Raw genomic sequence first — 26,674 nt, forward strand, 5'->3', positions numbered from 1 at the left:
AGCCCTGTGTTCAGAAGGCAAAGGAGCCATCAAACACCGGCTTGTCATCCAGCGCCAACACCCCACTGGCAAAGATCAAGTCCAGGTGATGACTGCCTTTCTGCCCACCGCCCAGGCCCAGGTGCAACCCGCAATGGCGCTCCTCGAACCCGGCGTTGCGTGCATACAAATCCTTGACCCCTTCATTGGTACCAATCCCCAGTTCCTCCACACGACGGTTGGACGGGTTGGCATTCAGGTACTTGTTGAAATCATCCGCCAGCCCCGGCACGTCGCTGGCCACGCTGCAAATGGTCGAGTTCTCGATCCACAACTCCAGCGGTGATTGCAGCACGCCGTATTTGCGCGCAAACGGAATGGTGCTGAGGAAGGTGCCGACAAATCGCACCTGGCCGTTGATGGCTTCGCTGTGGGTGGCGATTTCGCCGGGGGCCAGGTCGTGGTTGCCGACGCCATTGATATTGGTCCACTTCTTGATGCTGCTCATCGGCGCTTCCAGGCGCGAGCCGTGCTTGTCGGTAAAGCTCAGCACATTGGCTTGGGACATACGCCGGATCAGGGTGGCGTTGAGGTCGGCGATGCGTTGCGGTTCGACGCTGAAGGTGTCGTAGAAATAGTCGCCATAATCCTTGAACAGCAGGGATTTCTTCCAATGCTCAGCCATCACCCCTTGCAGGGCGCGGATAAAGTCCGGGCCTTCGGCGCGTGGGTTGGGCAGGGTGGAGGAATCGTAGAGAAACAGGTACAGGTCGCTGGCTTCGATGGCTTGGGCCAGGGTTTCGCTGGGAGTCAGGTCCAGGCGTTGCAACTGGAAGTTGAAGCGGGCGGCGCTGCCGTGGGTGATTGCCTGGGCGATGGCGTCGTAGCGTTCGGTGTGGCCCAGCAGCACGGTGGGGCGACTCAGGCCGCTGAGGGCCGGGTGGTGTGCGAGGTAGTAGAGAAAGTGTTCGACGGCGCGGGCCTTGTCCATGACGGGTGTCCTTCTGTGCCTTGGGTAAGGGGGCAGGTGCCGTGCACAGCACCTGCCGGATGCCTGCCGGGTGTTAGAAAGGCCACATCGCAGTGCCGAAAGGCACAACGGCATCGGCTTGCATCATTTCAACGGCGGCCTCATGGGTCGGCGCTTCAAACCAATCGTCAAGTTGCAGTTCGGTTTCCAGGTCTTTTTCCAGTGCTTGCATGGTGGATCTCCTAGAGGACGTTGTTTGAGAACGGCTTGCCCGCGGGCTTCGCAAGCAAGTGGAAAGAACCTAGAAGAGAGTGTTTCGAAATGCAAAAAATTTATTGACACGGTTTCATTTGGATTTTTTCTTCTGTTTTTTCGACGGTTTTTTTATTCAAGCAAAACAGCGAATTGGCTGAACCGATTCTTCGGAAACGTCCCACCGACAATTTTCTGTTGGCTGACGATAAAAGCTACCTGTAACGCAGGTTTTCCGGGGTGTAACGATAAATTTACGATAATGTCCAGCTGCCATTAGTCATGGCAGCGGCGTAAGGAATGTCTGACAGTTTGTCTTAGCTGCTTTGTGGGCTCGGCCCGAAGCGGTCGAGCGGTGTACAATGCGCCGCGTTTTACTGTGACCCCCCTTGCGTACCCACGCAAAAGGCCAAGACCCCAGGGTTTGTTTCCCCTGATCACTCCGCCTGGCCACGAGCCGGACGGGTTCGATTTCGTCACAGATAAAAACAAACAGGTGACGCATGACCGTTAGAAAGACGCTGTACTCCTGGTGCCTGCGCTGGGGTTTGAGCGGCGCTGCTTGAGTCGGTAATTCAAGGCAGCAACCTGCATTCAACCTCCTCAAACCTTGCGTGAGACCCTTTTCATGAGTGGACCCCATTCCTCTTCAGGCGAGCTGAAACGCGGCCTGAAAAATCGGCATATCCAGTTGATCGCCCTCGGTGGCGCCATCGGCACCGGCCTGTTCCTGGGCTCGGCCGGGGTGCTCAAGTCCGCCGGCCCGTCGATGATCCTGGGCTATGCCATCTGCGGCTTTATCGCCTTCATGATCATGCGCCAGCTTGGCGAAATGATTGTCGAAGAGCCGGTCGCCGGTTCCTTCAGCCACTTTGCCCACAAGTACTGGGGCGGTTTCGCCGGCTTCCTGTCGGGCTGGAACTGCTGGATCCTGTATATCCTGGTGGGTATGTCGGAGCTGACCGCCGTCGGCAAATACGTGCACTACTGGTGGCCGGAGATACCGACCTGGGTTTCTGCGGCGGCCTTCTTCGTGCTGATCAACGTGATCAACCTGGCCAACGTCAAAGTCTTCGGTGAAGCCGAGTTCTGGTTCGCCATCATTAAGGTGGTGGCTATCGTCGGCATGATTGCCCTGGGCAGCTACCTGCTGGTCAGCGGCAGCGGCGGCCCGCAAGCCTCGGTCAGTAACCTGTGGGAACACGGCGGCTTCTTCCCCCATGGCGTCGGCGGATTGGTGATGGCCATGGCGATCATCATGTTCTCCTTCGGCGGCCTGGAAATGCTCGGCTTTACCGCAGCCGAGGCCGACCAGCCACGCACCGTGATCCCCAAGGCGATCAATCAGGTGATCTACCGCATCCTGATTTTCTACATCGGTGCCCTGGTGGTGCTGCTGTCACTGACGCCGTGGGACAGCCTGCTGGCGACCCTCAATGCGTCCGGCGATGCCTACAGTGGCAGCCCGTTCGTGCAGGTGTTCTCGATGCTGGGCAGCAACACCGCTGCGCATATCCTTAACTTCGTGGTACTGACCGCGGCGCTGTCGGTGTACAACAGCGGCACTTACTGCAACAGCCGCATGCTGCTGGGCATGGCCGAGCAGGGCGACGCACCGAAGGCCCTGGCGAAGATCGACAAGCGCGGCGTGCCGGTGCGTTCGATCCTGGCCTCGGCGGCGATCACCCTGGTGGCGGTGCTGATGAACTACCTGATGCCCCATAACGCGCTGGAACTGCTGATGTCGCTGGTGGTGGCCACGTTGGTGATCAACTGGGCGATGATCAGCTTCTCGCACTTCAAGTTCCGCCAGCACATGAACCGCACCGGCCAGGTGCCGTTGTTCAAGGCGCTGTGGTACCCGTACGGCAACATTCTCTGCGTGGCGTTCGTGGTGTTTATCCTGGGCACCATGTTGATGATCCCCGGCATCGACCGCTCGGTGTACGCGATCCCGGTATGGGTGGCGTTCATGGGGTTGTGCTACTGGATCAAGAACAGACGCAAGGCACAAGCCGCCGAGGGCACAGCGAGGACGGTTTTGGAGTAGGCCGTTTCCGATAAACAGAAAACCCGGCGCCAAGCCGGGTTTTTTGTGGGCGCGAGCAGGGTAGACTCGCCCCTCGTTTTTTGTCGACCCTTGCCCGGAGGTCCTATGCAGCACACCGATATCGACGGCGGCACCTTGCAGCGCTCTGATCTGGAAGACCTGATCGACCAGCACAGCGAGCCGTTACGGTTGATTGGGGTGGATTTGAGTGGGGCCGATCTGTCGCGGATGGTATTGGACCATTGGGTGTTCGAGCGCTGCATCCTGGCCCAGGCGTCTTTTCTCGGTGCGCGCCTTGAAGGCACGCAGTGGACAAGCTGCCGCGCCGGCCAGGCCGTGTTCGAGGCGGCGAACCTGTTGGAGGCGCAGTTCAATAGCTGCGACTTGAACAACACCCGCTGGCAACGCAGCAAACTGTCCCAGGCGAATTTCACCCAGTGCAAGCTGACCGGCGCCAATTTCACTCATTGCGCGTCATTGGGGTTGAGCTTCAGCGAAACCCTGCTTAACAGTGCCTTTTTATCCGGCCTGTCGTTTGCCCGCACTGTGCTCAACAATCTGGATTTCTCCGACAGCGACTTGTCGGATGCAGACTTTCGCAAGGCTGAACTGATCGACTGCAGCCTCGCCCATGCCCGCATCAATGGCGCCAATTTCGCCGGAGCCGACCTGCGCGGTGCAGATTTGAGCGGGTTTCGCCTCAATGATGCCAAACTGTTCAAAGGCGCCGTGATTTCCAAAGCCCAGGCGTCGATGCTGTTATCCGAGTTGGGCTTGTCCGTTGCCTAGGGTTTTTGATTGATGCTGGTAATTTCCAACACTGTGCACCTGCCCGATGCCGAGATCGAGCTGACCGCCATTCGTGCCCAGGGCGCCGGCGGGCAGAACGTCAACAAGGTGTCGAGTGCGGTGCACCTGCGTTTTGATATCCCGGCGTCGTCGTTGCCGGAGTTCTACAAGGAGCGCCTGCTGGCGTTGCGCGACAGCCGTATCACCAGCGAAGGCGTGCTGGTGCTCAAGGCCCAGCAATATCGTACCCAGGAACAGAACCGCGCCGATGCGCTGGAACGCTTGGTGGAATTGATCCAGAGCGCCACCAAGGTGGAGAAAAAGCGCCGGCCGACCAAGCCTACCCTGGGCTCGAAAAAGCGCCGCCTGGAGTCCAAGACCAAGCGCGGCAGCATCAAGGCCGGGCGCGGCAAGGTCGACTTCTAGGCGTCGCGTATTTCCCGGGCCTTGGGGGCCTGGCGGTACAAGTACACACTCAGCAACAAGCCAGCGAACGCGGCCAGGGCGGCGAACAGGAAGATCGACGCAAAGCCGAAGCCTGCCGCCACGGCACCGGCCAGCGGCCCGGTGATGCCCAGCGACAAGTCGATAAACAGCGAATAGGCGCCCACCGCCGAGCCACGGCTGGAGGCTGGCACCAGATTGACCGCCTCCACGCCCAGCGCCGGGAACACCAGGGAAAAGCCGAAGCCACTCAATGCAGCGCCAGCCAAGGCCAGATGTGCATCCGGCGCCAGCCACAACAACAGCAGGCCGAGCACTTCCACCGACAGGCAGGCAATCGCGACCCGAAAGCCGCCAATGCGGTTGATCAAATTGCCAAACAGCAAGCGAGCACCGATAAAGCTGGCGCCGAACAAGCTCAAGGCCCACACCGCGTTATCCCACTGCTGGGTGCTGTAGTACAGCGTGATAAAGGTGGCGATGGTGCCAAAGCCGATGGAGCCCAGCGCCAGCGCGCACCCATGGGGCAGCACCCGCCCCAGTACATTCATGAACGGTAAACGTACACCGGGCACAATCGGCGCCGCTTCTTTCTTCCAGGCCAACAGCACGCCCACCACCGCCAGCAGAATGATGCTCAGGCCCATGCTCCACAGCCCGAAGTGGCTGACCAGCAGCACCCCCAGCGGTGCGCCGACGGCCAGCGCGCCGTAACTGGCGATACCGTTCCAGGAGATGACCTTGGCCGTATTCGCCGCTCCGACGCGGCCGATGCCCCAGCCAATTGCACCCGAGCCCACCAGGCTTTCAGCGCTGCCCAGCACCAGTCGACCGATCAACAGGCTGCCCAGGCTGATGGCCGGCAGGCTGGCAAACCACGCCGCGAGCAACATGAACACGCCACTCAGGCCACACCCCACCAGGCCAATCAGTACCGCGCGCTTGCTGCCCAGGTTGTCGATGATCTTGCCGGCATAGGGACGGCTCAGCAGGGTAGCCAGGTATTGCACGCTGATCACCAGCCCGGCAATCACCGCGCCATAGCCCAATTGGCTATGCACATAGCCCGGCAATACGGCCAGGGGAATGCCGATATTCAGGTAGCCAATAAAGGTAAACAGCACGATGGAAACGACTTGCAGCGTGACCGCCATGGGGCGCTGGGTATCTGGCATGGGAGAGGTCCACTGTCGCAGCAGGCAAAGATAGGCTGCTAATGATACCGGCGCGAAGGCCGGGCAGGGCGGCAAAAATGTAAAACGTCAGATCAAGAACGCATCAGGCCTGGGCGGGGGCCAGCAGTTGGGTGGTCACCAGGGCCGCCAGGGCGTTTTCCTGGGTGCCGAAACGCTTGAGCAGTGCCGCTTGCTTGTCTGCGCTGAGGCGGTTCCAGACTTCGACCATCTGCAAGGCAGCGTCGAGTACAGCAGCGTCCGGCGTATCGGGGAGGGTAGTGGTCATGATGGGGGTCTCGGATGATTCAGGCAGTGTGGAAAGCGCTTGAAGGTGCGCTTTCCACACGGTCTGGTACGGCGTCAGTCCTGGCTTTTGCTGTCGACTGGTTTTGCTTCTTTGGCCTCAGGCTGCTTATCGCTGGCCTGCTGCGGTGTTGGCTGCTCAGTTGGGTGCAGGCTTGGGAAGGGGAGATTAGGTATCTCGTGCATCGTCGTCGCTCCTCGCAAGGTCTGTTTTTTCAATCGCAGGTAATTCCGCGCTCTCAAAAAGCCTTGGCAGGATACAGCACCGTAAATGACAAAAAGACTTTTATCTCCACGTATGCAGAATTTTTCATGGTTCAAACGCAAGTGACATGACGTCACACCCCTAGAAGGGCACCTTGCCCAGAATCATGTCGCGGTACATCACAAAATCCCCCAACAAGCTGTAGAACGGATGCTGAAAGGTCGCCGGGCGGTTCTTTTCGAAGAAGAAATGCCCTATCCAGGCAAAGCTGTAGCCCGCAACCGGCACGGCCAGCAGCAAGAGCAGTGAACCTCTGCCAACGGCGTATGCGAGGATACCGATCACCAAAGTGGTCCCGATAAAGTGCAGGCGCCGACAGGTGCTATTGCCGTGTTCGCTCAGGTAGTACGGGTAGAATTCGGAAAAGCTGTTGAATTTCTTGACGTTTTCCACGGTGACCGGCCCTCTGGTTGTTGTGCCGCCCAACAGGTGTTCGGCGGGGAGCTTATTTGAGTCTAGAGTGATCAGTGGTAACAGCCAGTGACAATAGATGCCACTTTAGTATCCTTGGCTTCCTGGCTGCTGTTTGAGCCTGCTTTATCAAGAAGACGCCATGAGCGAACGAACAACTTCTGCAAGCTGGGCGATGGGGATAGTCAAGGCGTTGGAAATGGACGGCCTGGATTGCCGTGCCTTGTTCAAACAACTGGGTCTGGATTATGCGGCCCTGAGTGACCCCGACGCGCGTTTCCCTCAGGACGCCATGACCCGGCTGTGGCAGCGTGCGGTGGAGGTGTCGGGCAACCCGGCAATTGGCCTGAACATGGGCAAGGTGGTGCGCCCGGCCTCGTTTCATGTCGCCGGTTATGCCCTGATGTCGAGCAACACCCTCGCCGAAGGTTTTAGGCGACTGGTGCGTTACCAGCGCATCATCGCCGAAAGCGCCGACTTGAGTTTCCGACTCTTACCCGAAGGCTATGCGTTGATTCTGACGGTCCATGGCGATCACCTGCCACCGACCCGACAAAGCGCCGAAGCCTCGTTGGCCAGCGCCCTGGCCCTGTGCGGCTGGCTTACCGGGCGCACCCTGCAACCGCGCAAAGTGCTGCTGCAGGGCGATCAACCGGCGGACCTGACGCCTTACAAACAGGCGTTCCATGCGCCTTTGCAATTCAATGCACCCTATGACGCGCTGATCTTCGAGCAAGCCGACATGGACGCGCCGTTGCCCACGGCCAACGAAGCCATGGCGCGGTTGCACGACCGCTTTGCCGGTGAATACCTGGCGCGCTTTTCCGAAAGCCGCGTGACCCACAAGGCGCGGCAGGTGTTGTGCCGCCTTTTGCCCCAGGGCGAACCCAAGCGCGAAGCGGTGGCCCAGACGCTGCACCTGTCCCAGCGCACGTTGCAGCGGCGTTTACAGGAAGAAGGCACCAGCTTCCAGGCCTTGCTCGATGACACCCGGCGCGAACTGGCCGAGCAATATCTAGCGCAGCCAGGCATGACCTTGCTGGAAATTGCCTACCTGCTGGGTTTTGCCGACCCGAGCAACTTTTTCCGCGCGTTTCGTCGCTGGTTCGATGCTACGCCCGGCGAGTACCGGGCGCGATTGCTGGAAATGTCGGCGGTCAGTGGCGCCAGAACGCCGGAATGCACAGCACAAACACCGTAATAATTTCCAGTCGGCCCAGCAGCATGCCCAGCGACAGGATCCACTTGGCGGCGTCCGGCAGGGTGGCGAAGTTGCCGGCCGGGCCGATGGTTTCGCCAAGGCCCGGGCCGACTCCGGAGACGGTACTGGCGGCGCCGGTCAACGCGGTCATCCAGTCCACACCCAGTAATGACAAGGCCAGGGCGATCACGCAGATGGTGATGGCGAAGAAGAACGAAAAGGTCAGGATCGAGCGCACGATTTCTTCGTCAAGGCGATGGCCGTTGTACTTCTGCTTGATCACCGCGCGTGGGTGAATCAGTTGGTTCAAGTTGGCCTTGAGCAGGATATAGGCGACCTGGAAACGGAAGATCTTGATACCGCCGGCCGTGGAGCCCGAGCAGCCGCCGATAAAGCCCAGGTAGAAGAACAACATCAGTGAGAAGTTGCCCCACAGGCTGTAGTCCCCCAGTGCAAAGCCGGTGGTCGTCACTACTGACGTCACGTTGAGCGCCACATGGCGCAAGGCATCGAGCCAGTGCAAGTCGGTGGTCCACCAGTACCATGTGCCGAGTACCAGCCAAGTCACGAGCAACAGGCCGAGCAAACCTTGCACCTGCTGGTCCTTGATCAGTGCCCGACGGTTGCCGCGCAACGTGGCCACATACAGGGCGAATGGCAAGCTGCCGAGGATCATCACCACCACCGCGACCCAGTGCACCGCCGGTTGTTTCCAGTGCGCGAGGGACTCATCCGAGGTGGAAAACCCACCGGTGGAAATCGCCGACATCGCGTGGTTGATCGCATCGAACAAACCCATTCCGGCCCACCAGAATGCCAGGCTGCCTAAGATGGTGATGCCCACATACGCGGCTACGATCAGCCGCGCCACCATGTGCGAACGGGGCATGACCTTTTCCGAACGGTCCGAGGATTCGGTCTGGAACAGGCGCATGCCACCGATGCGCAGCAGCGGCAGGATCGCCACCGCCATGCCGATAAAGCCGATACCGCCGAGCCAGTGCAACAGCGAACGCCACATCAGGATGCCCGGCGACATGCTGTCCAGGCCGCTCAATACGGTGGCGCCAGTAGCGGTGATGCCCGACATGCTTTCGAAGAAGGAGTCGGTGTAGCTGATGTGCTGGGTCAGCAAAAAGGGCAGGGCGGCGAAGATGCACACCACCACCCAACTGCTGACTGTCAGCAGGTACATGTCCCGGGGGCGCAGGTGTATATGTTCGGGGCGACCGGGGATGACCAGGGCCAGGCCGGCGATAAAGGTGATCATGCTGGCCCACAGGAACGAGGGCAAATCGCTGGTACGTTCGAAGATCACTAGGGTGGCCATTGGAATGACCATGGCGATCGCAAGAGTGATCAGGAAGATGCCGATGATGAAACCGATGATGCGTAGGGTCGGCAACGCCATGAAATTCGCTCGGGTATGGGGAGTGGCGCCATTCTACCTGTGGTGCAGGGCATGTAAACCGGGCTGCCCCAGACGATGCCGATCAAATGTGGGAGGGGGCTTGCCCCCGATTGCGGTGGGTCAGTGAAGAATGTGGCTGCTGGTCCACCGCTATCGGGGGCAAGCCCCCTCCCACAGGGGATCTGTGGTGTTTGGTCGCGGGTATGAAAAAGGCGACCCGAAGGTCGCCTTTCTCAACTGCGTACGGATCAGAACTCGTGATCAGCGCTGTCCGGGTTCAGGTCGGTAATGCCCAGTTTGCCCGCAGCCGCTTCGATCGAACCGGTCTGCTTGACCAGTGCGGCGATGGCGTCGCGTACGATCTGGTTGCCCTTTTCATTGCCGGCGGCGATCAACTGGTCGTAGTGCTCGCCGTCGTTGGCGCGGTCTACCATCACCTGGATCTTGGCTTCGGTCGCCGCCAGGTCAGCCTTGAGGGCTGCATCGGCCGTCGGGTCGGCCTTGGCCACCAGGGACGACAGGCTGGCACCGGTCAGTTTGGTGCCGTCAACACGGGTGTATTCGCCCAGGTAGACGTTGCGGATGCCCTTGGCGTCGTAGAACTGCGAGTTGTGGGTGTTATCGCTGAAGCAATCGTGCTCGTCTTCCGGCGAGTTGGCTTCCAGGGACACCTTCATGCGCTCACCGGCCAGCTCACCAAGGGACAGGCTGCCCATGCCGAACAGCATTTTGCGCAGGCCGTCGGTGGCAGGTTCCGACTCCAGGGTGGCGCGGTAGTTGTCTTCGACGTTGGGCTTCCAGTTGCCGACCATTTCTTCCAGGTCGCTGACCAGCAGTTGGGTCACGGCGCGCAGGTAAGTGCGACGGCGCTCGTTGTGGCCGCCAGTTGCACCGTCACCGGTCATGTAGTCCGAGGCCGGGCGGTTGCCCGCGCCTGGGCCGGTGCCGTTGAGGTCCTGGCCCCAGAGCAGGAATTCGATGGCGTGGTAGCCGGTGGCAACGTTGGCTTCGGAACCGCCCAGTTCATTGAGGCTGGCGAGTTTTTCCGGAGTGATTTCCTTGACGTCGATCTTGTCTTCGCCAACCTGGATCTCGTTATTGGCGATGATGTTGGCAGTGGCGCCCGGGTTACCCAGTGCGTGCTCGTAGGATTTGTCGACGTAGTCGATCAGGCCCTCGTCCAGCGGCCAGGCGTTCACTTGGCCTTCCCAGTCGTCGATGATGGTGTTGCCGAAGCGGAACACTTCGCTCTGCAGGTACGGCACGCGAGCGGCGATCCAGGCGGTACGGGCCGCTTTCAGGGTATCGTCGTTCGGGTTGGCGAGGAAAGTATCGATCGCGGTCTGCAGGGTTTTCGCGGTGGATTCGGCATCGCTGTAGACGGCAAATACCATGTCCGCGTAGTGCGCGACCACGGCCTTGGCGGCCGCTTCGTCGACCTGGCCTGCCGCCGGTGCGGTAGTGCTGGCGGCAGCGGGTGCTTGAGGCGCGGCGGCCTTGTCTTTACCTTCGCCGCAACCGGCAAGAGAAATGGCAATGGCCAGCAGACTGGCGGTGGCCAGGGGCATACGAATCATGGCGAACATCCTGCTTCGATTGTGAATAGGGCGCGCGGGGAGCGCAAAAGCTGCGACATAATGCGAAAGATTTGCATTTTGTGTAAAGGCTTATGCGCGGGAAATATTTAGTATCGGTCTGTTAGTTCAAAGACTCACCGCGTTATTGCGCTCGGACTGTTTCAAATAAGCCGCCAACTCCCGCGCCTGCAGCGGTTTGCTGTAGTGATAGCCCTGCCCCTCGTGGCAACCCTCGGAAATGATGTAAGCCTCTTGCTCAGCGGTCTCCACGCCTTCGGCAATCACCTGCATGCCCAGGCTTTTGCCCAGTTGAATAATGGCGCGCACGATCGTTGCGTCATCGTCGTCATCCTGCAGGTCCTGAACGAAGCTCTTGTCGATCTTGATCTTGTCCAGCGGCAGGCTTTTGAGGTAACTCAGGGATGAATAGCCGGTGCCGAAGTCATCAATGGCGATCAGCGCCCCGGAGCGACGCAGGCTCAGCAGGTGCTGGGCGGCGGTGCTGATGTCTTCCATCAGGCCGGTCTCGGTGACTTCCAGCTCCAGGCTGCGCGGCGGCAGGCGATAGATCTGCATCAGGTTGTTGACCACGCGCGGCAACTCGGTGTGGTGCAATTGCACGGTGGACAGGTTGACCGCCATGCGCAGCGCGGTGAAGCCCAGGTCATGCCATTCGCGCAGTTGCCGGCACGCCTGGTCGAGCACCCATTCGCCAATCGGAATAATGGTGCCGTTCTGCTCCGCCAGCGGGATAAACAGGTCAGGCGGTACCAGGCCGTGTTCCGGGTGGTGCCAGCGCAACAGGGCTTCCACGCCGACCACGCGGTTGTCGCGGTAGCTGATCTGCGGTTGGTACACCAAGTGGAACTGGTCGCGGCCAAGGGCGTCACGCAGGTCTTTTTCCAGCTCGCGGCGCCGGCGCATTTCGCTGTCGACGCTGGCGATATAAAACTGATAGCGGTTGCGCGAGCGGCTCTTGGCCAGGGTCATGGTCTGCTCGGCTTTTTGCAGCAGCTTCTCGGTGCTGTCGCCATCTTCCGGGAACAGCGTGATGCCGATGGTTGCGCGCAGGCGGATCAGGTCATGGTCTAAGGCGAACTCAGCTTCCAGGTCGTCGAGGATGCTTTGCGCCAGTTCGGCGGCTTCGTAAGGTTGGTCGATATCGGCTTGCACCAGGGCGAACTGGTCGCCGCCCAAGCGGGCGAGGGTGCCAAGGCGACCGCTGTGGGCGCGCAAGCGGTCGGCCAGGGCCAGCAGCAGTTTGTCGCCGGCCTGGTAGGTGAATTGTTCGTTGACGCTCTTGAAGTCATCCAGCCCCACGCACAACACCGCCACGCGTCGTTGGCGACGGCCGGCATCGGTGAGGATCTTGTCCAGTTGCTCCTGCAACTTCTGGCGGTTCGGCAGGCCGGTGAGGAAGTCGTATTGGGCCATGCGCAACAGGCTCGATTCAGCCTCGTGGCGCAGATGGGTATTGCGCTCTATGGATTCGAGCAACTGGTTGGCGGTGTTTATCCACAGCCCCAGCTCGTTGCGTTCGTGACCCTTGAGCTGAGGGATCTTGTGCTCGCTGGGGCGGTCCGGGTTGATCGAGGTCAGGTGCTCGATGATCCGCGACAGTGGTTTGGTCAGCAGCCAGTGATAAACCAGGTACAGCACCAGGCCCATGGCCAGGGCGCGCAGGACGCCGGAAATAAAGATGATCACAGAGCTGACAATAAAGCCTTTGCCGTAGGTGGCCGTATCGAGGGTGATACTCAGGTCGCCGTAATATTCGCTGTAAGGGCCCTTGCCGACCAATGCGGTGGTGAACGTGCGTTCCTGGCCAAGAATCAGGTCGGTCAACCAGCGGCTGGGGGACTGCTGCAAGGCGCGGGTTTTTTCCGCGAGCATGGTCTCGTTGGGATGGCCGATGGAGGCCATGCGCACCGCGTCGTCCTGGAACAACCCTTCGATCACCTGCATGCCCATCTCGCGGTCCAGGCTGTAGACGGCCTGGGTCGATGGGTCGCGAAACATGTCGAGGATGCGCTGGGCATCGCCGGCCACGGCCTGGCGCGTCTTGTAGGCATCGAAAACGATCTGCGCCACGCTCAGCGCCACGCCCACGATCAATGCCGACAGCAGCACAACCCGTAGCAACTTCACCGACAAGCTGTTCTTGAGTTCCAGCTTCAAAGGGGCATTCCTTGTCTCATGCGGGTGGCCTTCAATATGCCATGAGTATTGGCAATCTCGAGAGGGCAGTCAAAGGGACATTGGGACCTGAGTGCAATTGAGGTTTTGGCTGGATAAGCCTAGAGAGGCGCTCGCTTATGTCCGGGCTTGTCAGAAGCGAGGAAGGTTAGGGGGCGAAGCCCAGCAGGAAGAAGGCGGAGGAGATCCGCCTTCTAGTTGTCGACGTTTTTAAAAATTGACCTGACCTTGAGGCTGTTGCTCTTCCCCACCGACCTTCGCGCCTTCACCGACCGTGTCCAGGACTTTGTTTGCCAGGTCCATTGCGCCGTCTGCCAGGTCCAGCCCTTTATCAACAATACCCGCTACGATTGGGACTGCACCCGCAACCCCCGCTGCCATCGAAATAGGATCCATCGTCACTCTCCACATTGAGTTAGGAGGTTTATTCCTCCTGGCGTTTGTGTGGTGAATTGTTACTGTTGAGTTCCGGTATTTCTGGCCTATCAGTCCGGCGCCCATAAAAAAGCCCGGCAATTGCCGGGCTCTTTCTACTGCAAGCGTTGCTTAGGCAGTGAAGGTCTTGCCTTCGAACTGCTCAGCCACGAACTTCCAGTTGACCAGGTTCCAGAACGCTTCCACATACTTTGGACGCACGTTGCGGTAGTCGATGTAGTAGGCGTGTTCCCACACATCGCAGGTCAGCAGCGGGGTGTCGCCGCTGGTCAGCGGGTTGCCGGCGCCGATGGTGCTGGCCAGGGCCAGGGAGCCGTCAGCCTTTTTCACCAGCCAGCCCCAACCGGAACCGAAGGTGCCGACGGACGTCTTGGTGAACTCTTCCTTGAACTTGTCGAACGAACCGAACGCAGCGTTGATGGCCTCAGCCAGTGCGCCGGTAGGTTGGCCGCCGGCGTTTGGCGCCAGGCAGTTCCAGTAGAAGGTGTGGTTCCAGACCTGAGCGGCGTTGTTGAAGATACCGCCCGAGGAAGACTTGACGATTTCTTCCAGGGTCTTGCCTTCGAACTCGGTGCCTGGCACCAGGTTGTTCAGGTTCACGACATAGGTGTTGTGGTGCTTGTCGTGGTGGTATTCCAAGGTTTCCTTGGAGATGTGCGGCTGCAGGGCATCGTGTGCGTAGGGCAGCGGCGGCAATTCGAAAGCCATGATGATTCTCCTAATCAGGTCAGTTGCGGTGAGCGCAAGGCCGATCACGGGCGGCCAAACAAGCGCCGGGGAGTTTGTACTCTTTGCGGCGCAGGGTCCGGATCATAGCACCGGGGTTGCGGCAAAACCACGCAACAACTGTGTGGGATAGAGGTTCCAGAGCGTTTTGGAATATTCCTCAGGCACTGATCAATTGATAGGCCACAGAGAACATCATCACGGCGACCAGCAAGTCCAGTAAACGCCAGGTGGCCGGTCGAGCCAGCCAGGGGGCCAACCATGCGGCACCGAGGGCCAAGGTGGCAAACCACAGGAACGAAGCACTGGCCGCTCCCGCGACATAGGCGCCAGGTTCGGTTTGTTGAGCACCCAGTGAGCCGATCAGCAGTACGGTGTCCAGGTACACATGGGGGTTGAGCAGCGTCACGGCCAAGGCACTGAGCAATACAGCTCGCAATGAACGCACCTTGAGGTTTGCCCCTTGCTCCAGGCTCTGTTTCGAAAACGCCCGACGCAAGGCCAGGGTGCCGTACCACAACAAAAACGCTGCGCCACCCCAGCGGGCAATCGCCAGCAGCAGCGGGTTTTGCGCCAGCACCGTGGCCAGGCCGAATACCCCGGCCGCCACCAGAATGGCATCGCACACGATGCACAGTGCCGCCACCGGCAGGTGATGTTCACGCCGCAGGCTTTGCGCCAATACAAACGCATTCTGGGTGCCGATCGCCATGATCAGGCCGAGGGCTACCAGCAAACCGTTCACATAACTTTGCCACATAGGGTTTACTCCGCGTCCGCTGCCAGTTGCCGCAATACGTCCATGGCCCGCTCGGCATCGGCGCGACCGACAAACAGATGGTCGTGGTAGTAGCCGGCAATCACATTGCAACTGATACCTGCCTTGCCCAGCGCGCTGGCGAAAGCGGCGGTCAGGCCCACGGCTTCGAGCGCGGAATGCACGTTGAGAGTGATCCATGCGGCGACATAGTCGACGTTCAACCCGGCCTGTTCAGCCTGTTGTCGTTCGACAATCAACGTCAGCCCTTCCTGTTCACGAAAGCTGCCGATGACTTCACACCCTTGAGGAATGTGGTTATCAGGCAATGTGCAGAACACATAGTCGCCGTCATTCAAGTGCGGGCTCATGCTGCGCAGCAGGGTAGCCAGGGCGGTTTCGCCAGCCATGTGAGGTTTCCTTAAAAGAGGGGGAAGCAATGCTGGTCATTGTCACGGCGGAGGCTGTATAAGAAAAACCAATATTGCTGATCGCTCATTAGAGAAACTGATGTTCGACTATAAATTGCTGTCTGCCCTGGCGGCGGTGGTGGAACAGGCTGGCTTTGAACGCGGTGCCCAGGTGCTGGGGTTGTCGCAGTCGGCCATCTCCCAACGCATCAAGTTGCTGGAGGCGCGCATCGGCCAGCCGGTGCTGGTACGTGCCTCGCCGCCGACGCCCACCGATATCGGTCGGCGCCTGCTCAACCATGTGCAACAGGTGCGCTTGCTCGAACGTGACCTGCAAAGCCAGGTGCCGGCCCTTGATGAAGAGGGCATGCCCGAGCGCCTGCGTATCGCCCTGAATGCTGACAGCCTTGCCACCTGGTGGGCCGAGGCCGTCAGCGATTTCTGTGCCGAACAGCATTTGTTGCTGGACCTGGTGGTGGAAGACCAGACTGTCGGCCTCAAACGCATGCGTGCCGGTGAAGTGGCGGCCTGTATCTGCGCCAGCGAGCGCCCGGTGGCCGGCGCTCGCAGCCTGTTGCTGGGCGCCATGCGTTATCGGGCGCTGGCCAGCCCAGCCTTTATAGCCCGGCATTTTCCCGAGGGCGTGCGGGCGGACCAATTGGCACGCACGCCGGCGCTGGTGTTCGGCCCGGATGACTTCCTGCAACACCGTTACCTGGCCTCCCTCGGGGTGGACGGTGGTTTCGAACACCATTTATGCCCCTCATCTGAAGGCTTTATCCGCCTGACGGAAGCCGGCCTGGGTTGGGGCCTGGTGCCTGAATTGCAGGTGCGCGACCAGTTGGAAACCGGCGTATTGGTCGAGTTATTGCCAGATAAGCCCATCGACGTGCCGCTGTACTGGCATCATTGGCGCAGTGGCGGGCAACTGTTGGGCTTGTTGACCGACCATCTGGCCCAGGCGTGTGGTCAATGGTTGGTGCCGTTGGAGTAGCGGCGGACGTCAAGGCAACAGCGATGAAAAACGAAAGAACACGGAGTACTACATGAAAATTCTGGTCACCGGCGCAAGCGGCTTCATCGGCGGGCGCTTTGCGCGTTTCGCCCTTGAGCAGGGCCTGGATGTGCGGGTCAACGGGCGGCGCGCCGAAGGTGTGGAACACCTGGTACGGCGCGGTGCCGAGTTTATCCAGGGTGATTTGAATGATGCCGACCTGGTACGCGACCTGTGCCGCGATGTCGAAGCCGTGGTGCATTGCGCCGGTGCCGTTGGGCTGTGGGGCAAGTATCAGGACTTTCATCAAGGCAATGTGCTGGTCACCGAAAACGTCGTTGAAGCCTGCCTCAAGCAGCGCGTCGGGCGCCTGGTGCATCTGTCGTCGCCGTCGATCTACTTCGATGGCCGCGACCACGTGGGGCTCACCGAAGAGCAGGTACCCAAGCGTTTCAAGCATCCCTATGCCGCGACTAAATACCTGGCCGAGCAGAAGGTCTTCGGTGCCCAGGAGTTCGGCCTCGAAGTGCTGGCGCTGCGCCCGCGGTTTGTCACCGGTGCCGGCGACATGAGCATCTTCCCGCGCCTGCTGAAGATGCAGCGCAAAAATCGCCTGGCCATTGTCGGCGACGGCCTGAACAAGGTCGACTTCACCAGCGTGCATAACCTTAACGAAGCACTGCTCAGCAGCCTGCTCGCCCCCGGCTCGGCGTTGGGCAAGGCCTACAACATCAGCAATGGCGCGCCGGTGCCGGTGTGGGATGTGGTCAACTATGTGATGCGGCAAATGGAGTTGCCTCAGGTGACCCGTTACCGCTCCTACGGTTTGTCCTATAGCGTAGCGGCCCTGAATGAAGCCTTCTGCGCGATGTGGCCGGGGCGGCCCGAGCCGGCCTTGTCGCGCCTGGGCATGCAAGTGATGAACAAAGATTTCAGCCTCGATATCAGCCGCGCCAGGCATTATCTCGACTACGAGCCCAAGGTCAGCCTGTGGGCCGCGCTCGACGAGTTCTGCAGTTGGTGGAAGGCCCAGGACCCGGGCCTCAAATAAGCTCATAACCAGCAACACATCGGGAACCGAATTCCAGGTTCCCGGTCGATCCATGCGCCGGGAGTGCGGTTTATACTCCTGCCGCTCGGCTTCCCAGCCAGCCATCTCATTGATTCAGGGTAGATTCATGCGTAACGATGCAAACGACGATCTCGACAACGTTCCCACCCTGCGGGCCGACCATGGGGACGACGATGATTTCGTGCCGACTCCAGCCACGTCGGTGCGCTCGCGAACGACGCCCGTGGTCAAGGTCAAGAGCGCCAGCACCGGCCCGTTATGGGCATTGGTCGGCGCACTGCTGATCGCCTTCGCCGGCCTGGCCTGGTGGAGCTTTCAGCAGATTTCCCTGATGGGCCAGCAGTTGGTCGCCACCCAGGAAAGCTTTGCACGTATCAGTGAGGAAGCAGCGGGACGCCTGCAGGCTATTTCCGGCAAGGTCGTGGCCAGCGAAGCCAACGTCAACAACGGCAGCGAAGCATTGAAACTGCAGATCAAGCAGTTGCAAGACCAGTTGCAGGAGCAGGGCAAGCAACAGATGGGCGTAGCCGGCCAAGCCACCGAGCTGGACAGCCGCCTGGCTCAAATGAGCGCCAGCACCACCGAGCTGACGACGGCGAACGCCAAGTTGCAAGGCGAGGTGCAGGCCCTGACCGACGCCGTTGCCACCCTCAAGGCAGCACAGGGTGAGATCAAGGACCTGTCCACCGATGTGGCGGCCTTGAAAAAGCAGGGCAACCCAAGCGCGGCCATCGCCCGCCTCGAGCAGGACTTGCTGGTACTCAAGAGCACCCAGGAAAACCAGCCAGCCAACATCGATGCGCCAACCAACAAGGAGTTCGACGTGTTCCGCATCCAGACCACCCGCAACATCACCACCTTGCAGAGCCAGGTTCAGAACCTGCATCAGCGCCTCAATGCGCCGGCGGCGATTACTCCGTTGGGTCAATGACCACAGTTATAAGCTGTAAATGAGGTCTAAATGTGGGAGGGGGCTTGCTCCCGATAGCTGTATGTCAGTCACCCAATAGAGTGGCTGATACACCGCCATCGGGAGCAAGCCCCCTCCCACATTTAGATATCCACGATCCTCAGGGCTTCGATTGTCACCACCCGGTGACATTTCTTTTCCCCTTCGTTACTTGCCCCTCCCACGCCCTTGTTTAGACTCCGGTCATCCCACAAAAAACAATAAGGGCTCCCCATGACCACGCAACCACTGCCTGCCAGCAGTTGGCTGAACGCACCTGCCCATCACACCTGGCTCGCCGCCGAAGGCCAGCGCCTGCTGGCGTTCGCCAAGGCGTCGAGGCTCCCGGACGGTTTCGGCAACCTGGACGATAAAGGCCAACTGCCGGCCAATGCCCACGCCGAAACCATGAACACCGCCCGCATGACCCACAGTTTCGCCATGGCCCATGCCATGGGGCTGCCCGGTTACGCGGAGCTGGTGGCGCATGGCGTCAATGCCCTCAGCGGGCCGCTGCGCGACAGCGAGCACGGTGGCTGGTTCGCCGCGCCCAACGCCCTCGATGGCAACACCGGCAAAGCCGCTTACCTGCATGCCTTTGTAGCCCTGGCCGCCAGCTCTGCCGTGGTGGCCGGCGCACCCGGTGCGCAGACCTTGTTGAACGACGCTATCCATATCATCGACCAGTTCTTCTGGAGCGAGGAGGAGGGCGTCATGCTCGAATCCTTTGCCCAGGACTGGAGCGGCGTTGAAGCCTATCGCGGCGCCAACAGCAACATGCACGCCACCGAAGCCTTCCTGGCCCTGGCCGATGTCACCGCAGATACCCGTTGGCTGGACCGTGCGCTGCGCATCGTCGAGCGGGTGATCCATACCCACGCCGCCGGCAACCAGTTCATGGTGATCGAGCATTTCGATGCGCAGTGGAAGCCGCTACTGGGCTACAACGAAGACCACCCCGCCGACGGCTTTCGCCCCTACGGCATCACCCCTGGCCATGGTTTCGAATGGGCGCGGCTGGTGCTGCACCTGGAAGCCGCTCGCCAGCAGGCAGGGCTCAGCACGCCAGATTGGTTGGTGAGCGACGCCAAAAACCTGTTTGCCAGCGCCTGCGAATACGCCTGGGCTGTGGATGGCGCTGCCGGCATCGTCTACACCTTGGACTGGAATCATCGCCCGGTGGTACGCGAGCGTCTGCACTGGACCCACGCCGAAGCCAGCGCCGCAGCGCAAGCCTTGCTCAAGCGTACCGGCGAGCTGCATTACGAGACCTGGTACCGTCGATTCTGGGAGTTCTGCGAAACCCACTTTATCGACCGCATCAACGGGAGCTGGCACCACGAGCTCAGCCCCCACAACCAGCCCAGCAGCAAGATCTGGGGCGGCAAACCCGACCTGTACCATGCCTGGCAAGCGGTGGTGCTGCCTGCGCTACCCTTGTCACCCAGTATGACCAGCGCTTTAGCCCGGGGCGGTTATGTCACCAAGTGGTGACATTTGTGCGTCCCTTTGTTACCTGCACCCCGAAACTCCATGTTTAAACTCCGTGCAGCGCAAGCTCTAGACTTGCATGCATAACAACAAGAAAAGGTACTCAGATGAACGCGATTAATCGCCTCGCCGTCGCTATTTCCATTGCCTCGTTATTTCCCCTCAGTGCATTTGCCGCCGACTCCAAAGGAACGGTTGAAGTGGTGCATTGGTGGACCTCCGGCGGTGAAAAAGCGGCTGTGGATGTCCTGAAGGCCCAAGTTGAGAAAGACGGCTTCACCTGGAAAGACGGTGCCGTTGCAGGTGGCGGTGGCGCCACCGCCATGACCGTGCTGAAAAGCCGTGCGGTCGCCGGCAACCCGCCAGGCGTTGCCCAGATCAAAGGCCCTGACATCCAGGAATGGGCGTCCACCGGCCTGCTCGACACCGACGTGCTCAAAGACGTCGCCAAAGAAGAAAAGTGGGACTCCCTGCTCGACAAGAAAGTCTCCGATACCGTGAAATACGACGGTGATTACGTTGCCGTACCGGTGAATATTCACCGTGTGAACTGGTTGTGGATCAACCCGGAAGTCTTCAAGAAAGCCGGTATTACCAAGAACCCCACCACCCTCGAAGAATTCTATGCGGCCGGCGACAAGCTCAAAGCCGCGGGCTTCATTGCGCTCGCCCATGGCGGCCAGCCTTGGCAGGACAGCACCGTGTTCGAAGCGGTGGTTCTGTCGGTGATGGGTGCCGATGGCTACAAGAAAGCCCTGGTCGATCTGGATAATGGTGCACTGACCGGTCCGGAAATGGTCAAGGCACTCACCGAGCTGAAGAAAGTCGCGACCTATATGGACGTCGACGGCAAAGGCCAAGACTGGAACCTCGAAGCAGGCAAGGTCATCAACGGCAAGGCCGGCATGCAGATCATGGGTGACTGGGCCAAGTCCGAGTGGACCGCGGCCAAGAAAGTCGCCGGCAAGGACTACGAGTGCGTAGCCTTCCCTGGCACCGACAAAGCCTTCACCTACAACATCGACTCCCTGGCGGTGTTCAAGCAGAAAGACAAAGGCACTGCTGCTGGCCAGCAAGACATCGCCAAAGTCGTGCTGGGTGAAAACTTCCAGAAAGTCTTCAGCATCAACAAGGGCTCGATCCCTGTTCGCACCGACATGCTCACTGAAATGGACAAGCTCGGTTTCGACTCCTGCGCCCAGACTGCCGCCAAGGACTTCCTGGCCGACGCCAAGACCGGCGGCCTGCAGCCAAGCATGGCCCACAACATGGCCACCACCCTGGCGGTACAAGGTGCGTTCTTTGATGTCGTGACTAACTACATCAACGACCCGAAAGCCGACCCGGCCGATACCGCCAAAAAACTTGGCGCGGCGATCAAGTCGGCCAAGTAACGGTTAGCACTGCTGGTCCTTGTGAGGGGAAACCCCCTGACCCCTCACAAGGCATGCTTCTGTAGTCCTTTTTCCCTGTACTGGATTTTCCCATGAGTTCTGTTGCTGTGTTCAGCAAGGCCTCGCCGTTCGATGCACTGCAGCGCTGGCTCCCTAAACTGGTGCTGGCGCCCAGCATGTTCATCGTGCTGGTGGGCTTTTATGGCTACATCCTGTGGACGTTCGTGCTGTCGTTCACCACGTCCACGTTCCTGCCCAGCTACAAGTGGGCGGGCCTTGCGCAGTACGAGCGGTTGTTCGACAACGACCGTTGGTGGGTAGCGAGCAAAAACCTGGCCGTGTTCGGCGGTATGTTCATTGGCATCACCCTGGTGATCGGCGTGACGCTGGCGATTTTCCTCGACCAGAAAATCCGCCGTGAAGGCTTTATCCGCACCATTTACCTGTACCCGATGGCGCTCTCGATGATCGTCACGGGTACCGCCTGGAAATGGCTGCTCAACCCGGGCATGGGCCTGGACAAACTCCTGCGTGACTGGGGCTGGGAAGGCTTTCGTCTCGACTGGCTGATCGATCCGGACCGCGTGGTTTACTGCCTGGTGATTGCCGCCGTGTGGCAAGCCTCCGGTTTCATCATGGCAATGTTCCTCGCCGGCCTGCGTGGCGTCGACCAGTCGATCATCCGTGCTGCCCAGATCGACGGTGCCAGCCTGCCGCGCATCTATTGGAGCGTGGTGCTGCCCAGCCTGCGCCCGGTGTTCTTCAGTGCGGTGATGATCCTGGCGCATATCGCGATCAAGAGCTTCGACCTGGTCGCGGCAATGACCGCGGGTGGCCCGGGCTATTCGTCCGACCTGCCCGCCATGTTCATGTACTCGTTCACCTTCAGCCGCGGCCAGATGGGCATGGGCTCGGCCAGTGCAATCCTGATGCTGGGTGCGATCCTCGCGATCATCGTGCCGTACCTGTATTCCGAGCTGAGGACCAAGCGCAATGACTAGTCTCGCTGCCAAACCTGCCATCAGCCTGAGTCGCATCGCGATCTACGCGGTGCTGATCCTCGCGGTGCTGCTGTACCTGGTACCGCTGGTGGTGATGCTGCTCACCAGCTTCAAGACCCCGGAAGATATCAGCACCGGCAACCTGCTGAGCTGGCCGACTGTGGTCAGCGGTATCGGCTGGGTCAAGGCCTGGGCTACCGTGGATGGCTACTTCTGGAACTCGATCAAGATCACCGTTCCGGCAGTGCTGATTTCCACCGCCATCGGTGCCTTGAACGGCTATGTGCTGTCGTTCTGGCGCTTCCGGGGTTCGCAGCTGTTCTTCGGCCTGTTGCTGTTCGGCTGCTTCCTGCCGTTCCAGACCGTGCTGCTGCCGGCGTCGTTCACCCTCGGCAAGATGGGCCTGGCCAGCACCACCACCGGCTTGGTGTTTGTGCACGTGGTCTACGGCCTGGCGTTCACCACGCTGTTCTTCCGTAACTATTACGTGAGCATCCCGGATGCGCTGATCAAGGCGGCACGCCTGGACGGTGCGGGTTTCTTCACCATCTTCCGTCAGATCATTCTGCCGATGTCGACGCCGATCATCATGGTCTGCCTGATCTGGCAGTTCACCCAGATCTGGAACGACTTCCTGTTTGGCGTGGTGTTCTCCAGCGGTGACTCCCAGCCCATAACGGTGGCGCTGAACAACCTGGTCAACACCAGCACCGGGGCCAAGGAATATAACGTGGATATGGCGGCGGCGATGATCGCCGGGCTGCCGACCCTGCTGGTCTATGTGATCGCAGGCAAGTATTTCGTGCGCGGCCTCACGGCCGGCGCGGTCAAGGGGTAATCATGGCTACGCTTGAACTTCGCAATGTAAACAAGACCTATGGCGCCGGCCTGCCCGACACCTTGAAGAACATCGAACTGTCGATCAAGGAAGGTGAATTCCTGATCCTGGTCGGCCCGTCGGGCTGTGGTAAATCCACGCTGATGAACTGCATTGCCGGCCTTGAGACCATCAGCGGTGGCGCGATCATGATCGGCGACCAGGACGTCAGCGGCATGAGCCCCAAGGACCGTGACATCGCCATGGTGTTCCAGTCCTACGCGCTGTACCCGACCATGAGCGTGCGCGAGAACATCGAATTCGGCCTGAAAATCCGCAAGATGCCCCAGGCTGATATCGACACCGAAGTGGCGCGGGTGGCCAAGCTGCTGCAGATCGAACACCTGCTCAACCGCAAGCCTGGCCAACTGTCTGGCGGCCAGCAACAGCGCGTGGCCATGGGCCGTGCCCTGGCGCGTCGGCCGAAGATCTACCTGTTCGACGAACCGCTGTCCAACCTCGACGCCAAGCTGCGCGTGGAGATGCGTACCGAAATGAAACTGATGCACCAGCGCCTGAAAACCACCACCGTCTACGTCACCCACGATCAGATCGAAGCGATGACCCTGGGCGACAAAGTGGCGGTGATGAAGGACGGCATCATCCAGCAGTTCGGCACGCCCAAAGAGATCTACAACAACCCGGCCAACCAGTTCGTGGCGAGCTTTATCGGTTCGCCGCCGATGAACTTCGTACCCCTGCGCCTGCAACGCAAGGACGGTCGCCTGGTGGCGCTGCTCGACAGCGGCCAGGCCCGTTGCGAGCTGGCGCTGAACGTGACTGACGCGGGCCTGGAAGACCGCGACGTGATCCTGGGCCTGCGCCCGGAGCAAATCATGTTGGCGACAGGTGAGGGCAACAGTGCCTCGAGCATTCGTGCCGAAGTCCAGGTCACCGAGCCGACCGGCCCGGACACCCTGGTGTTCGTACAGCTCAACGACACCAAGGTCTGCTGCCGCCTGGCACCAGACGTGGCGCCGCAGGTAGGCGAGACCCTGACCCTGCAATTTGACCCGGCCAAGGTATTGCTGTTTGACGCCAAGACCGGTGAGCGACTGGGTACCGCTGCTTCGCTGGCGGCACAGGGGCATGCCGACAATGTGACCCAGTTCAAGGGTCGCTGAAGCAGATAAGCAGTTGTTTTAGTTAAAAAATGTAACCCGCGTTAGATAAAAACAGTTTAATAACAATAAAGACGAGGATGTAGGGATGAAAAAGCAACACAACAACACCCGGCTGATCTGCCAACTGTCAGCAGTAGCAGCCCTGGTTTTGTCCGCCAATGCGATGGCGGACGAAGCCTTCAGTGCCGATTCCAAATGGATGACCGGCGATTGGGGCGGCGAGCGCACCAAGCTGATCGAGCAAGGTATCGACATCAAGGCCGACTACGTTGGGGAAATGGGCTACAACGCCCACGGCGGCTTTAACGATGACAAGACCGGTCGTTACTCCGACCAGTTTGGTCTGGGCGTGGCACTGGACCTGCAAAAGCTGTGGGGCTGGGATAACACCCAGGCCAAGATCCAGTTGACTAACCGTAATGGCCAAAACATCTCCAATGACCGGGTTGGCGACTCCAGCAGAGGTCCGGCGACCTTGAGTTCTTCTCAAGAAGTCTACGGTCGCGGCCACATGGTGCGACTGACTCAATTGTGGATCCAGCATCAGTTCCTCGACGGCAAACTGGACGTGAAAGCCGGTTACTTCGGTGAAGGCGAAGACTTCAACACTTTCCCATGCGACTTCCAGAACCTGGCGTTCTGCGGGTCCCAAGTGGGTAACTGGGCCACCAACATCTGGTACAACTGGCCGGTCAGCCAAGCCGCTCTGCGCGTGAAATACAACATCACGCCAGAGCTGTATGCCCAAATCGGCGCGTACAACCAGAACCCATCGCAGCTTGAACACGGCAACGGCTTCAAGCTCAGCGGCAGCGGCACCAAAGGCACCGTATTGCCGGTAGAACTGGTTTGGTCGCCCAAGGTCAATGGCTTGCCGGGCGAATACCGTGTGGGTTACTACAAGAGCACGGCTGACGCCAATGACGTGCGTGAAGATGCCAATGGTAATGACGCTGCCCTCAGCGGTGACGGTTACCGCGTTCACAGCAGCAAACACGGCTACTGGGGCGTCATTCAACAACAACTCACCACACACAACGGCGACGCCTCTCGCGGTTTGAACATTGCAGCCAACGCGACCTTCCACGACAAAGACACTAACTTCATCGACAACTACCAGTCGCTGATGTTTGTGTACAAAGGCCCATTCGATGCGCGTCCGAAAGATGACGTCGGTATCGGTTTCGCCCGTATCCATGTCAACGATGATGTGAAGAAAAACGCGGAGCTGCTGAACGCAGGCGGTGGTTTCACCGACTACACCCAAGCCGGTTTCACACCGGTGCGCAGCACCGAATACAACTACGAAATCAACTACGGCTTCCACGTGACCAACTGGCTGACCGTGCGCCCGAACCTGCAATACGTCACCCACCCAGGTGGCAATGACGAGATCGACAACGCCTTGGTCGCCGGCCTGAAAATTCAGTCGGTGTTCTAATGCGGTTGCGATAAGCTCCTTCTCTCTGTGCGCATTTGCGGGTAGCCATGGCTATCCGCTTTTTTTTGGGTTGCACTGTGATATTCGGGACCTGGGCACATGCATGAGCAACCGTTGCAACGCTTTTTCAAATCCCTGCGCGAGCGTCCGGTGTTCGCCTGGGAGCGCTTTCAGATGCGCGACGTGTTGGTGATCGACCATCCCCTGTGCCAGGCGGTGTTCAGTCGCCAGGGCGCGCAATTGCTGCACTTTCAGCCCACGGGCCAGAAACCCTGGCTGTGGTGCGCCGCCAAGTGGCCGCAAGTCGGCGCGATCCGTGGTGGCGTGCCGGTGTGCTGGCCGTGGTATGGCCGCCATCCCAGCGAAAACGCCTGGCCTTCCCATGGTTGGGCGCGGTTGATCGACTGGAAGCTACTCGACAGCAGCACCGACGACGATGGCGTGCGCCTGCACTGGCAATTGCAGTTGTGCGACTGGCAGGTGGACTTGCACGCGCACCTGGGCGAAACCCTGGAGCTGCGCCTGAGCACCGAGCATCAGGACGAACTGCCGTGCCAGTTGAGCCATGCGTTGCACGCTTACTGGCGTATCGGTCACGTTGATGAGGTAGCGCTGTCTGGGCTCGACGGGGCGCAGGGTTACGACCAACTCAATCGTCAGGTTTGCCAGCAGGAAGGCGAACTGCGGGTCGATGGCGGTTGCCAGCGGGTGTTCCAGCATGAGGGCGAGTTACAGCTCAAGGATCACGCCTGGCAGCGTGAGTTGTGCATCGACACCGGCGACAGCGCCGACACCGTGGTGTGGCACCCGGGCAGCCGGCCACTATTGGGCGTGAGCTTTAACGAGGCGTCGGGGTTTGTGTGCGTGGAGTCGGCGATGGCGGCAGCCAGCCTGGCGCCGGGGGAGAGGGCGCATTTGAGTTTGCAGGCCAGGGCAGGGGCTTAATGGTGTGGCTGATGGCCTCATCGGGAGCAAGCCCC

General features: G+C 59.9%; 27 protein-coding genes. 15 read left to right on the forward strand and 12 right to left on the reverse strand.

Going from position 1 to position 26,674, the window contains the following annotated elements; translation table 11 throughout:
- Positions 1-10: 10 nt before the first annotated feature.
- Together JFT66_RS12890 and JFT66_RS12895 are read right to left on the reverse strand one after the other, a co-directional pair.
- Positions 11-970 (reverse strand): hypothetical protein, encoded by a 960-nt coding sequence (locus tag JFT66_RS12890; RefSeq protein WP_034115722.1) that lies wholly within the window; start codon positions 968-970, stop codon positions 11-13.
- A 73-nt stretch (positions 971-1,043) separates the two neighbouring features.
- Positions 1,044-1,181, reverse strand: coding sequence for a hypothetical protein (locus JFT66_RS12895; RefSeq protein WP_003237751.1), 138 nt, complete (start codon positions 1,179-1,181; stop codon positions 1,044-1,046).
- Between the two features lie 648 nt (positions 1,182-1,829).
- Here JFT66_RS12895 and JFT66_RS12900 point away from each other — a divergent pair.
- The 3 genes from JFT66_RS12900 (at position 1,830) to arfB (ending at position 4,466) form a co-directional block, all read left to right on the forward strand.
- Positions 1,830-3,251: an amino acid permease gene (locus JFT66_RS12900; protein WP_034115721.1), complete on the forward strand. Its 1,422-nt coding sequence runs from the start codon at positions 1,830-1,832 to the stop codon at positions 3,249-3,251.
- 105 nt (positions 3,252-3,356) lie between these two features.
- Positions 3,357-4,040 carry a pentapeptide repeat-containing protein gene (locus JFT66_RS12905; protein WP_034115720.1) on the forward strand — a complete coding sequence of 228 codons (684 nt, stop codon included), beginning with the start codon at positions 3,357-3,359 and terminating at the stop codon, positions 4,038-4,040.
- Positions 4,041-4,052: 12 nt separating this feature from the next.
- A complete protein-coding gene (gene arfB, locus JFT66_RS12910; protein ID WP_034115719.1) occupies positions 4,053-4,466 on the forward strand; it encodes an alternative ribosome rescue aminoacyl-tRNA hydrolase ArfB in 414 nt (137 codons plus the stop codon).
- On the opposite strand, the gene JFT66_RS12915 is transcribed toward arfB, so the two are convergent.
- Positions 4,463-5,659 carry an MFS transporter gene (locus JFT66_RS12915; RefSeq protein ID WP_153839055.1) on the reverse strand — a complete coding sequence of 399 codons (1,197 nt, stop codon included), beginning with the start codon at positions 5,657-5,659 and terminating at the stop codon, positions 4,463-4,465. The genes arfB and JFT66_RS12915 overlap by 4 nt on opposite strands.
- 103 nt (positions 5,660-5,762) lie before the next feature.
- Positions 5,763-5,945 (reverse strand): hypothetical protein, encoded by a 183-nt coding sequence (locus JFT66_RS12920; protein ID WP_032879737.1) that lies wholly within the window; start codon positions 5,943-5,945, stop codon positions 5,763-5,765.
- A 14-nt stretch (positions 5,946-5,959) separates the two neighbouring features.
- Between JFT66_RS12920 and JFT66_RS12925 the strand changes: the two genes are divergently transcribed.
- Positions 5,960-6,298, forward strand: a complete 339-nt coding sequence (locus tag JFT66_RS12925; protein ID WP_162524927.1) for a hypothetical protein — start codon at positions 5,960-5,962, stop codon at positions 6,296-6,298.
- A 10-nt stretch (positions 6,299-6,308) separates the two neighbouring features.
- On the opposite strand, the gene JFT66_RS12930 is transcribed toward JFT66_RS12925, so the two are convergent.
- A complete protein-coding gene (locus JFT66_RS12930; protein WP_034115716.1) occupies positions 6,309-6,620 on the reverse strand; it encodes an Mpo1-like protein in 312 nt (103 codons plus the stop codon).
- A 160-nt stretch (positions 6,621-6,780) separates the two neighbouring features.
- Between JFT66_RS12930 and JFT66_RS12935 the strand changes: the two genes are divergently transcribed.
- Positions 6,781-7,839, forward strand: a complete 1,059-nt coding sequence (locus JFT66_RS12935) for an AraC family transcriptional regulator (RefSeq protein WP_034115715.1) — start codon at positions 6,781-6,783, stop codon at positions 7,837-7,839.
- Here JFT66_RS12935 and JFT66_RS12940 read toward each other — a convergent pair.
- From JFT66_RS12940 to JFT66_RS12970, 7 genes are all read right to left on the reverse strand, one after another.
- Positions 7,796-9,250 (reverse strand): TrkH family potassium uptake protein, encoded by a 1,455-nt coding sequence (locus tag JFT66_RS12940; RefSeq protein ID WP_034115714.1) that lies wholly within the window; start codon positions 9,248-9,250, stop codon positions 7,796-7,798. The genes JFT66_RS12935 and JFT66_RS12940 overlap by 44 nt on opposite strands.
- A 248-nt stretch (positions 9,251-9,498) precedes the next feature.
- Complete coding sequence (locus tag JFT66_RS12945; RefSeq protein ID WP_153839052.1) at positions 9,499-10,827, reverse strand: imelysin family protein; 1,329 nt, start codon at positions 10,825-10,827, stop codon at positions 9,499-9,501.
- Positions 10,828-10,953: 126 nt separating this feature from the next.
- Positions 10,954-13,005, reverse strand: coding sequence for a putative bifunctional diguanylate cyclase/phosphodiesterase (locus JFT66_RS12950; protein ID WP_153839051.1), 2,052 nt, complete (start codon positions 13,003-13,005; stop codon positions 10,954-10,956).
- Between the two features lie 228 nt (positions 13,006-13,233).
- The gene (locus JFT66_RS12955) at positions 13,234-13,419 is read right to left on the reverse strand and encodes a hypothetical protein (protein ID WP_153839050.1); all 186 of its coding nucleotides are present in this window, start codon (positions 13,417-13,419) and stop codon (positions 13,234-13,236) included.
- Positions 13,420-13,569: 150 nt separating this feature from the next.
- Positions 13,570-14,166, reverse strand: a complete 597-nt coding sequence (locus tag JFT66_RS12960; protein ID WP_003212997.1) for a superoxide dismutase — start codon at positions 14,164-14,166, stop codon at positions 13,570-13,572.
- A 178-nt stretch (positions 14,167-14,344) separates the two neighbouring features.
- Positions 14,345-14,944 carry a LysE/ArgO family amino acid transporter gene (locus tag JFT66_RS12965; RefSeq protein WP_034115710.1) on the reverse strand — a complete coding sequence of 200 codons (600 nt, stop codon included), beginning with the start codon at positions 14,942-14,944 and terminating at the stop codon, positions 14,345-14,347.
- Between the two features lie 5 nt (positions 14,945-14,949).
- The gene (locus tag JFT66_RS12970) at positions 14,950-15,351 is read right to left on the reverse strand and encodes an ACT domain-containing protein (RefSeq protein WP_153839049.1); all 402 of its coding nucleotides are present in this window, start codon (positions 15,349-15,351) and stop codon (positions 14,950-14,952) included.
- A gap of 100 nt (positions 15,352-15,451) precedes the next feature.
- Here JFT66_RS12970 and JFT66_RS12975 point away from each other — a divergent pair, with 100 nt between their 5' ends.
- The 10 genes from JFT66_RS12975 to JFT66_RS13020 all read left to right on the forward strand — a co-directional run bounded on the left by JFT66_RS12975 (position 15,452) and on the right by JFT66_RS13020 (position 26,639).
- Complete coding sequence (locus JFT66_RS12975; protein WP_034115708.1) at positions 15,452-16,345, forward strand: LysR family transcriptional regulator ArgP; 894 nt, start codon at positions 15,452-15,454, stop codon at positions 16,343-16,345.
- A gap of 52 nt (positions 16,346-16,397) precedes the next feature.
- Positions 16,398-17,396 carry an NAD-dependent epimerase/dehydratase family protein gene (locus JFT66_RS12980; RefSeq protein ID WP_034115707.1) on the forward strand — a complete coding sequence of 333 codons (999 nt, stop codon included), beginning with the start codon at positions 16,398-16,400 and terminating at the stop codon, positions 17,394-17,396.
- Between the two features lie 127 nt (positions 17,397-17,523).
- Positions 17,524-18,348, forward strand: a complete 825-nt coding sequence (locus JFT66_RS12985) for an ATPase (protein WP_153839048.1) — start codon at positions 17,524-17,526, stop codon at positions 18,346-18,348.
- 252 nt (positions 18,349-18,600) lie between these two features.
- The gene (locus JFT66_RS12990) at positions 18,601-19,860 is read left to right on the forward strand and encodes a D-mannose isomerase (RefSeq protein WP_034115705.1); all 1,260 of its coding nucleotides are present in this window, start codon (positions 18,601-18,603) and stop codon (positions 19,858-19,860) included.
- Between the two features lie 104 nt (positions 19,861-19,964).
- Entirely contained in the window at positions 19,965-21,251 is a 1,287-nt protein-coding gene (locus tag JFT66_RS12995) for an ABC transporter substrate-binding protein (protein WP_034115704.1), read from the forward strand.
- 92 nt (positions 21,252-21,343) lie between these two features.
- Positions 21,344-22,252 carry a carbohydrate ABC transporter permease gene (locus JFT66_RS13000; protein ID WP_034115703.1) on the forward strand — a complete coding sequence of 303 codons (909 nt, stop codon included), beginning with the start codon at positions 21,344-21,346 and terminating at the stop codon, positions 22,250-22,252.
- Complete coding sequence (locus JFT66_RS13005) at positions 22,245-23,090, forward strand: carbohydrate ABC transporter permease (RefSeq protein WP_034115702.1); 846 nt, start codon at positions 22,245-22,247, stop codon at positions 23,088-23,090. Before JFT66_RS13000 ends, JFT66_RS13005 begins: the two co-directional genes overlap by 8 nt.
- Before the next feature lie 2 nt (positions 23,091-23,092).
- Positions 23,093-24,253 carry an ABC transporter ATP-binding protein gene (locus JFT66_RS13010; RefSeq protein ID WP_034115701.1) on the forward strand — a complete coding sequence of 387 codons (1,161 nt, stop codon included), beginning with the start codon at positions 23,093-23,095 and terminating at the stop codon, positions 24,251-24,253.
- An 85-nt stretch (positions 24,254-24,338) separates the two neighbouring features.
- Entirely contained in the window at positions 24,339-25,694 is a 1,356-nt protein-coding gene (locus JFT66_RS13015) for a carbohydrate porin (RefSeq protein WP_034115700.1), read from the forward strand.
- Positions 25,695-25,793: 99 nt separating this feature from the next.
- A complete protein-coding gene (locus JFT66_RS13020) occupies positions 25,794-26,639 on the forward strand; it encodes a D-hexose-6-phosphate mutarotase (protein ID WP_034115699.1) in 846 nt (281 codons plus the stop codon).
- Positions 26,640-26,674 lie beyond the last annotated feature (35 nt).

This window comes from Pseudomonas sp. MF6755 (genome assembly GCF_016405635.1).
Classification (GTDB): Bacteria; Pseudomonadota; Gammaproteobacteria; order Pseudomonadales; family Pseudomonadaceae; genus Aquipseudomonas; species Aquipseudomonas haemolytica.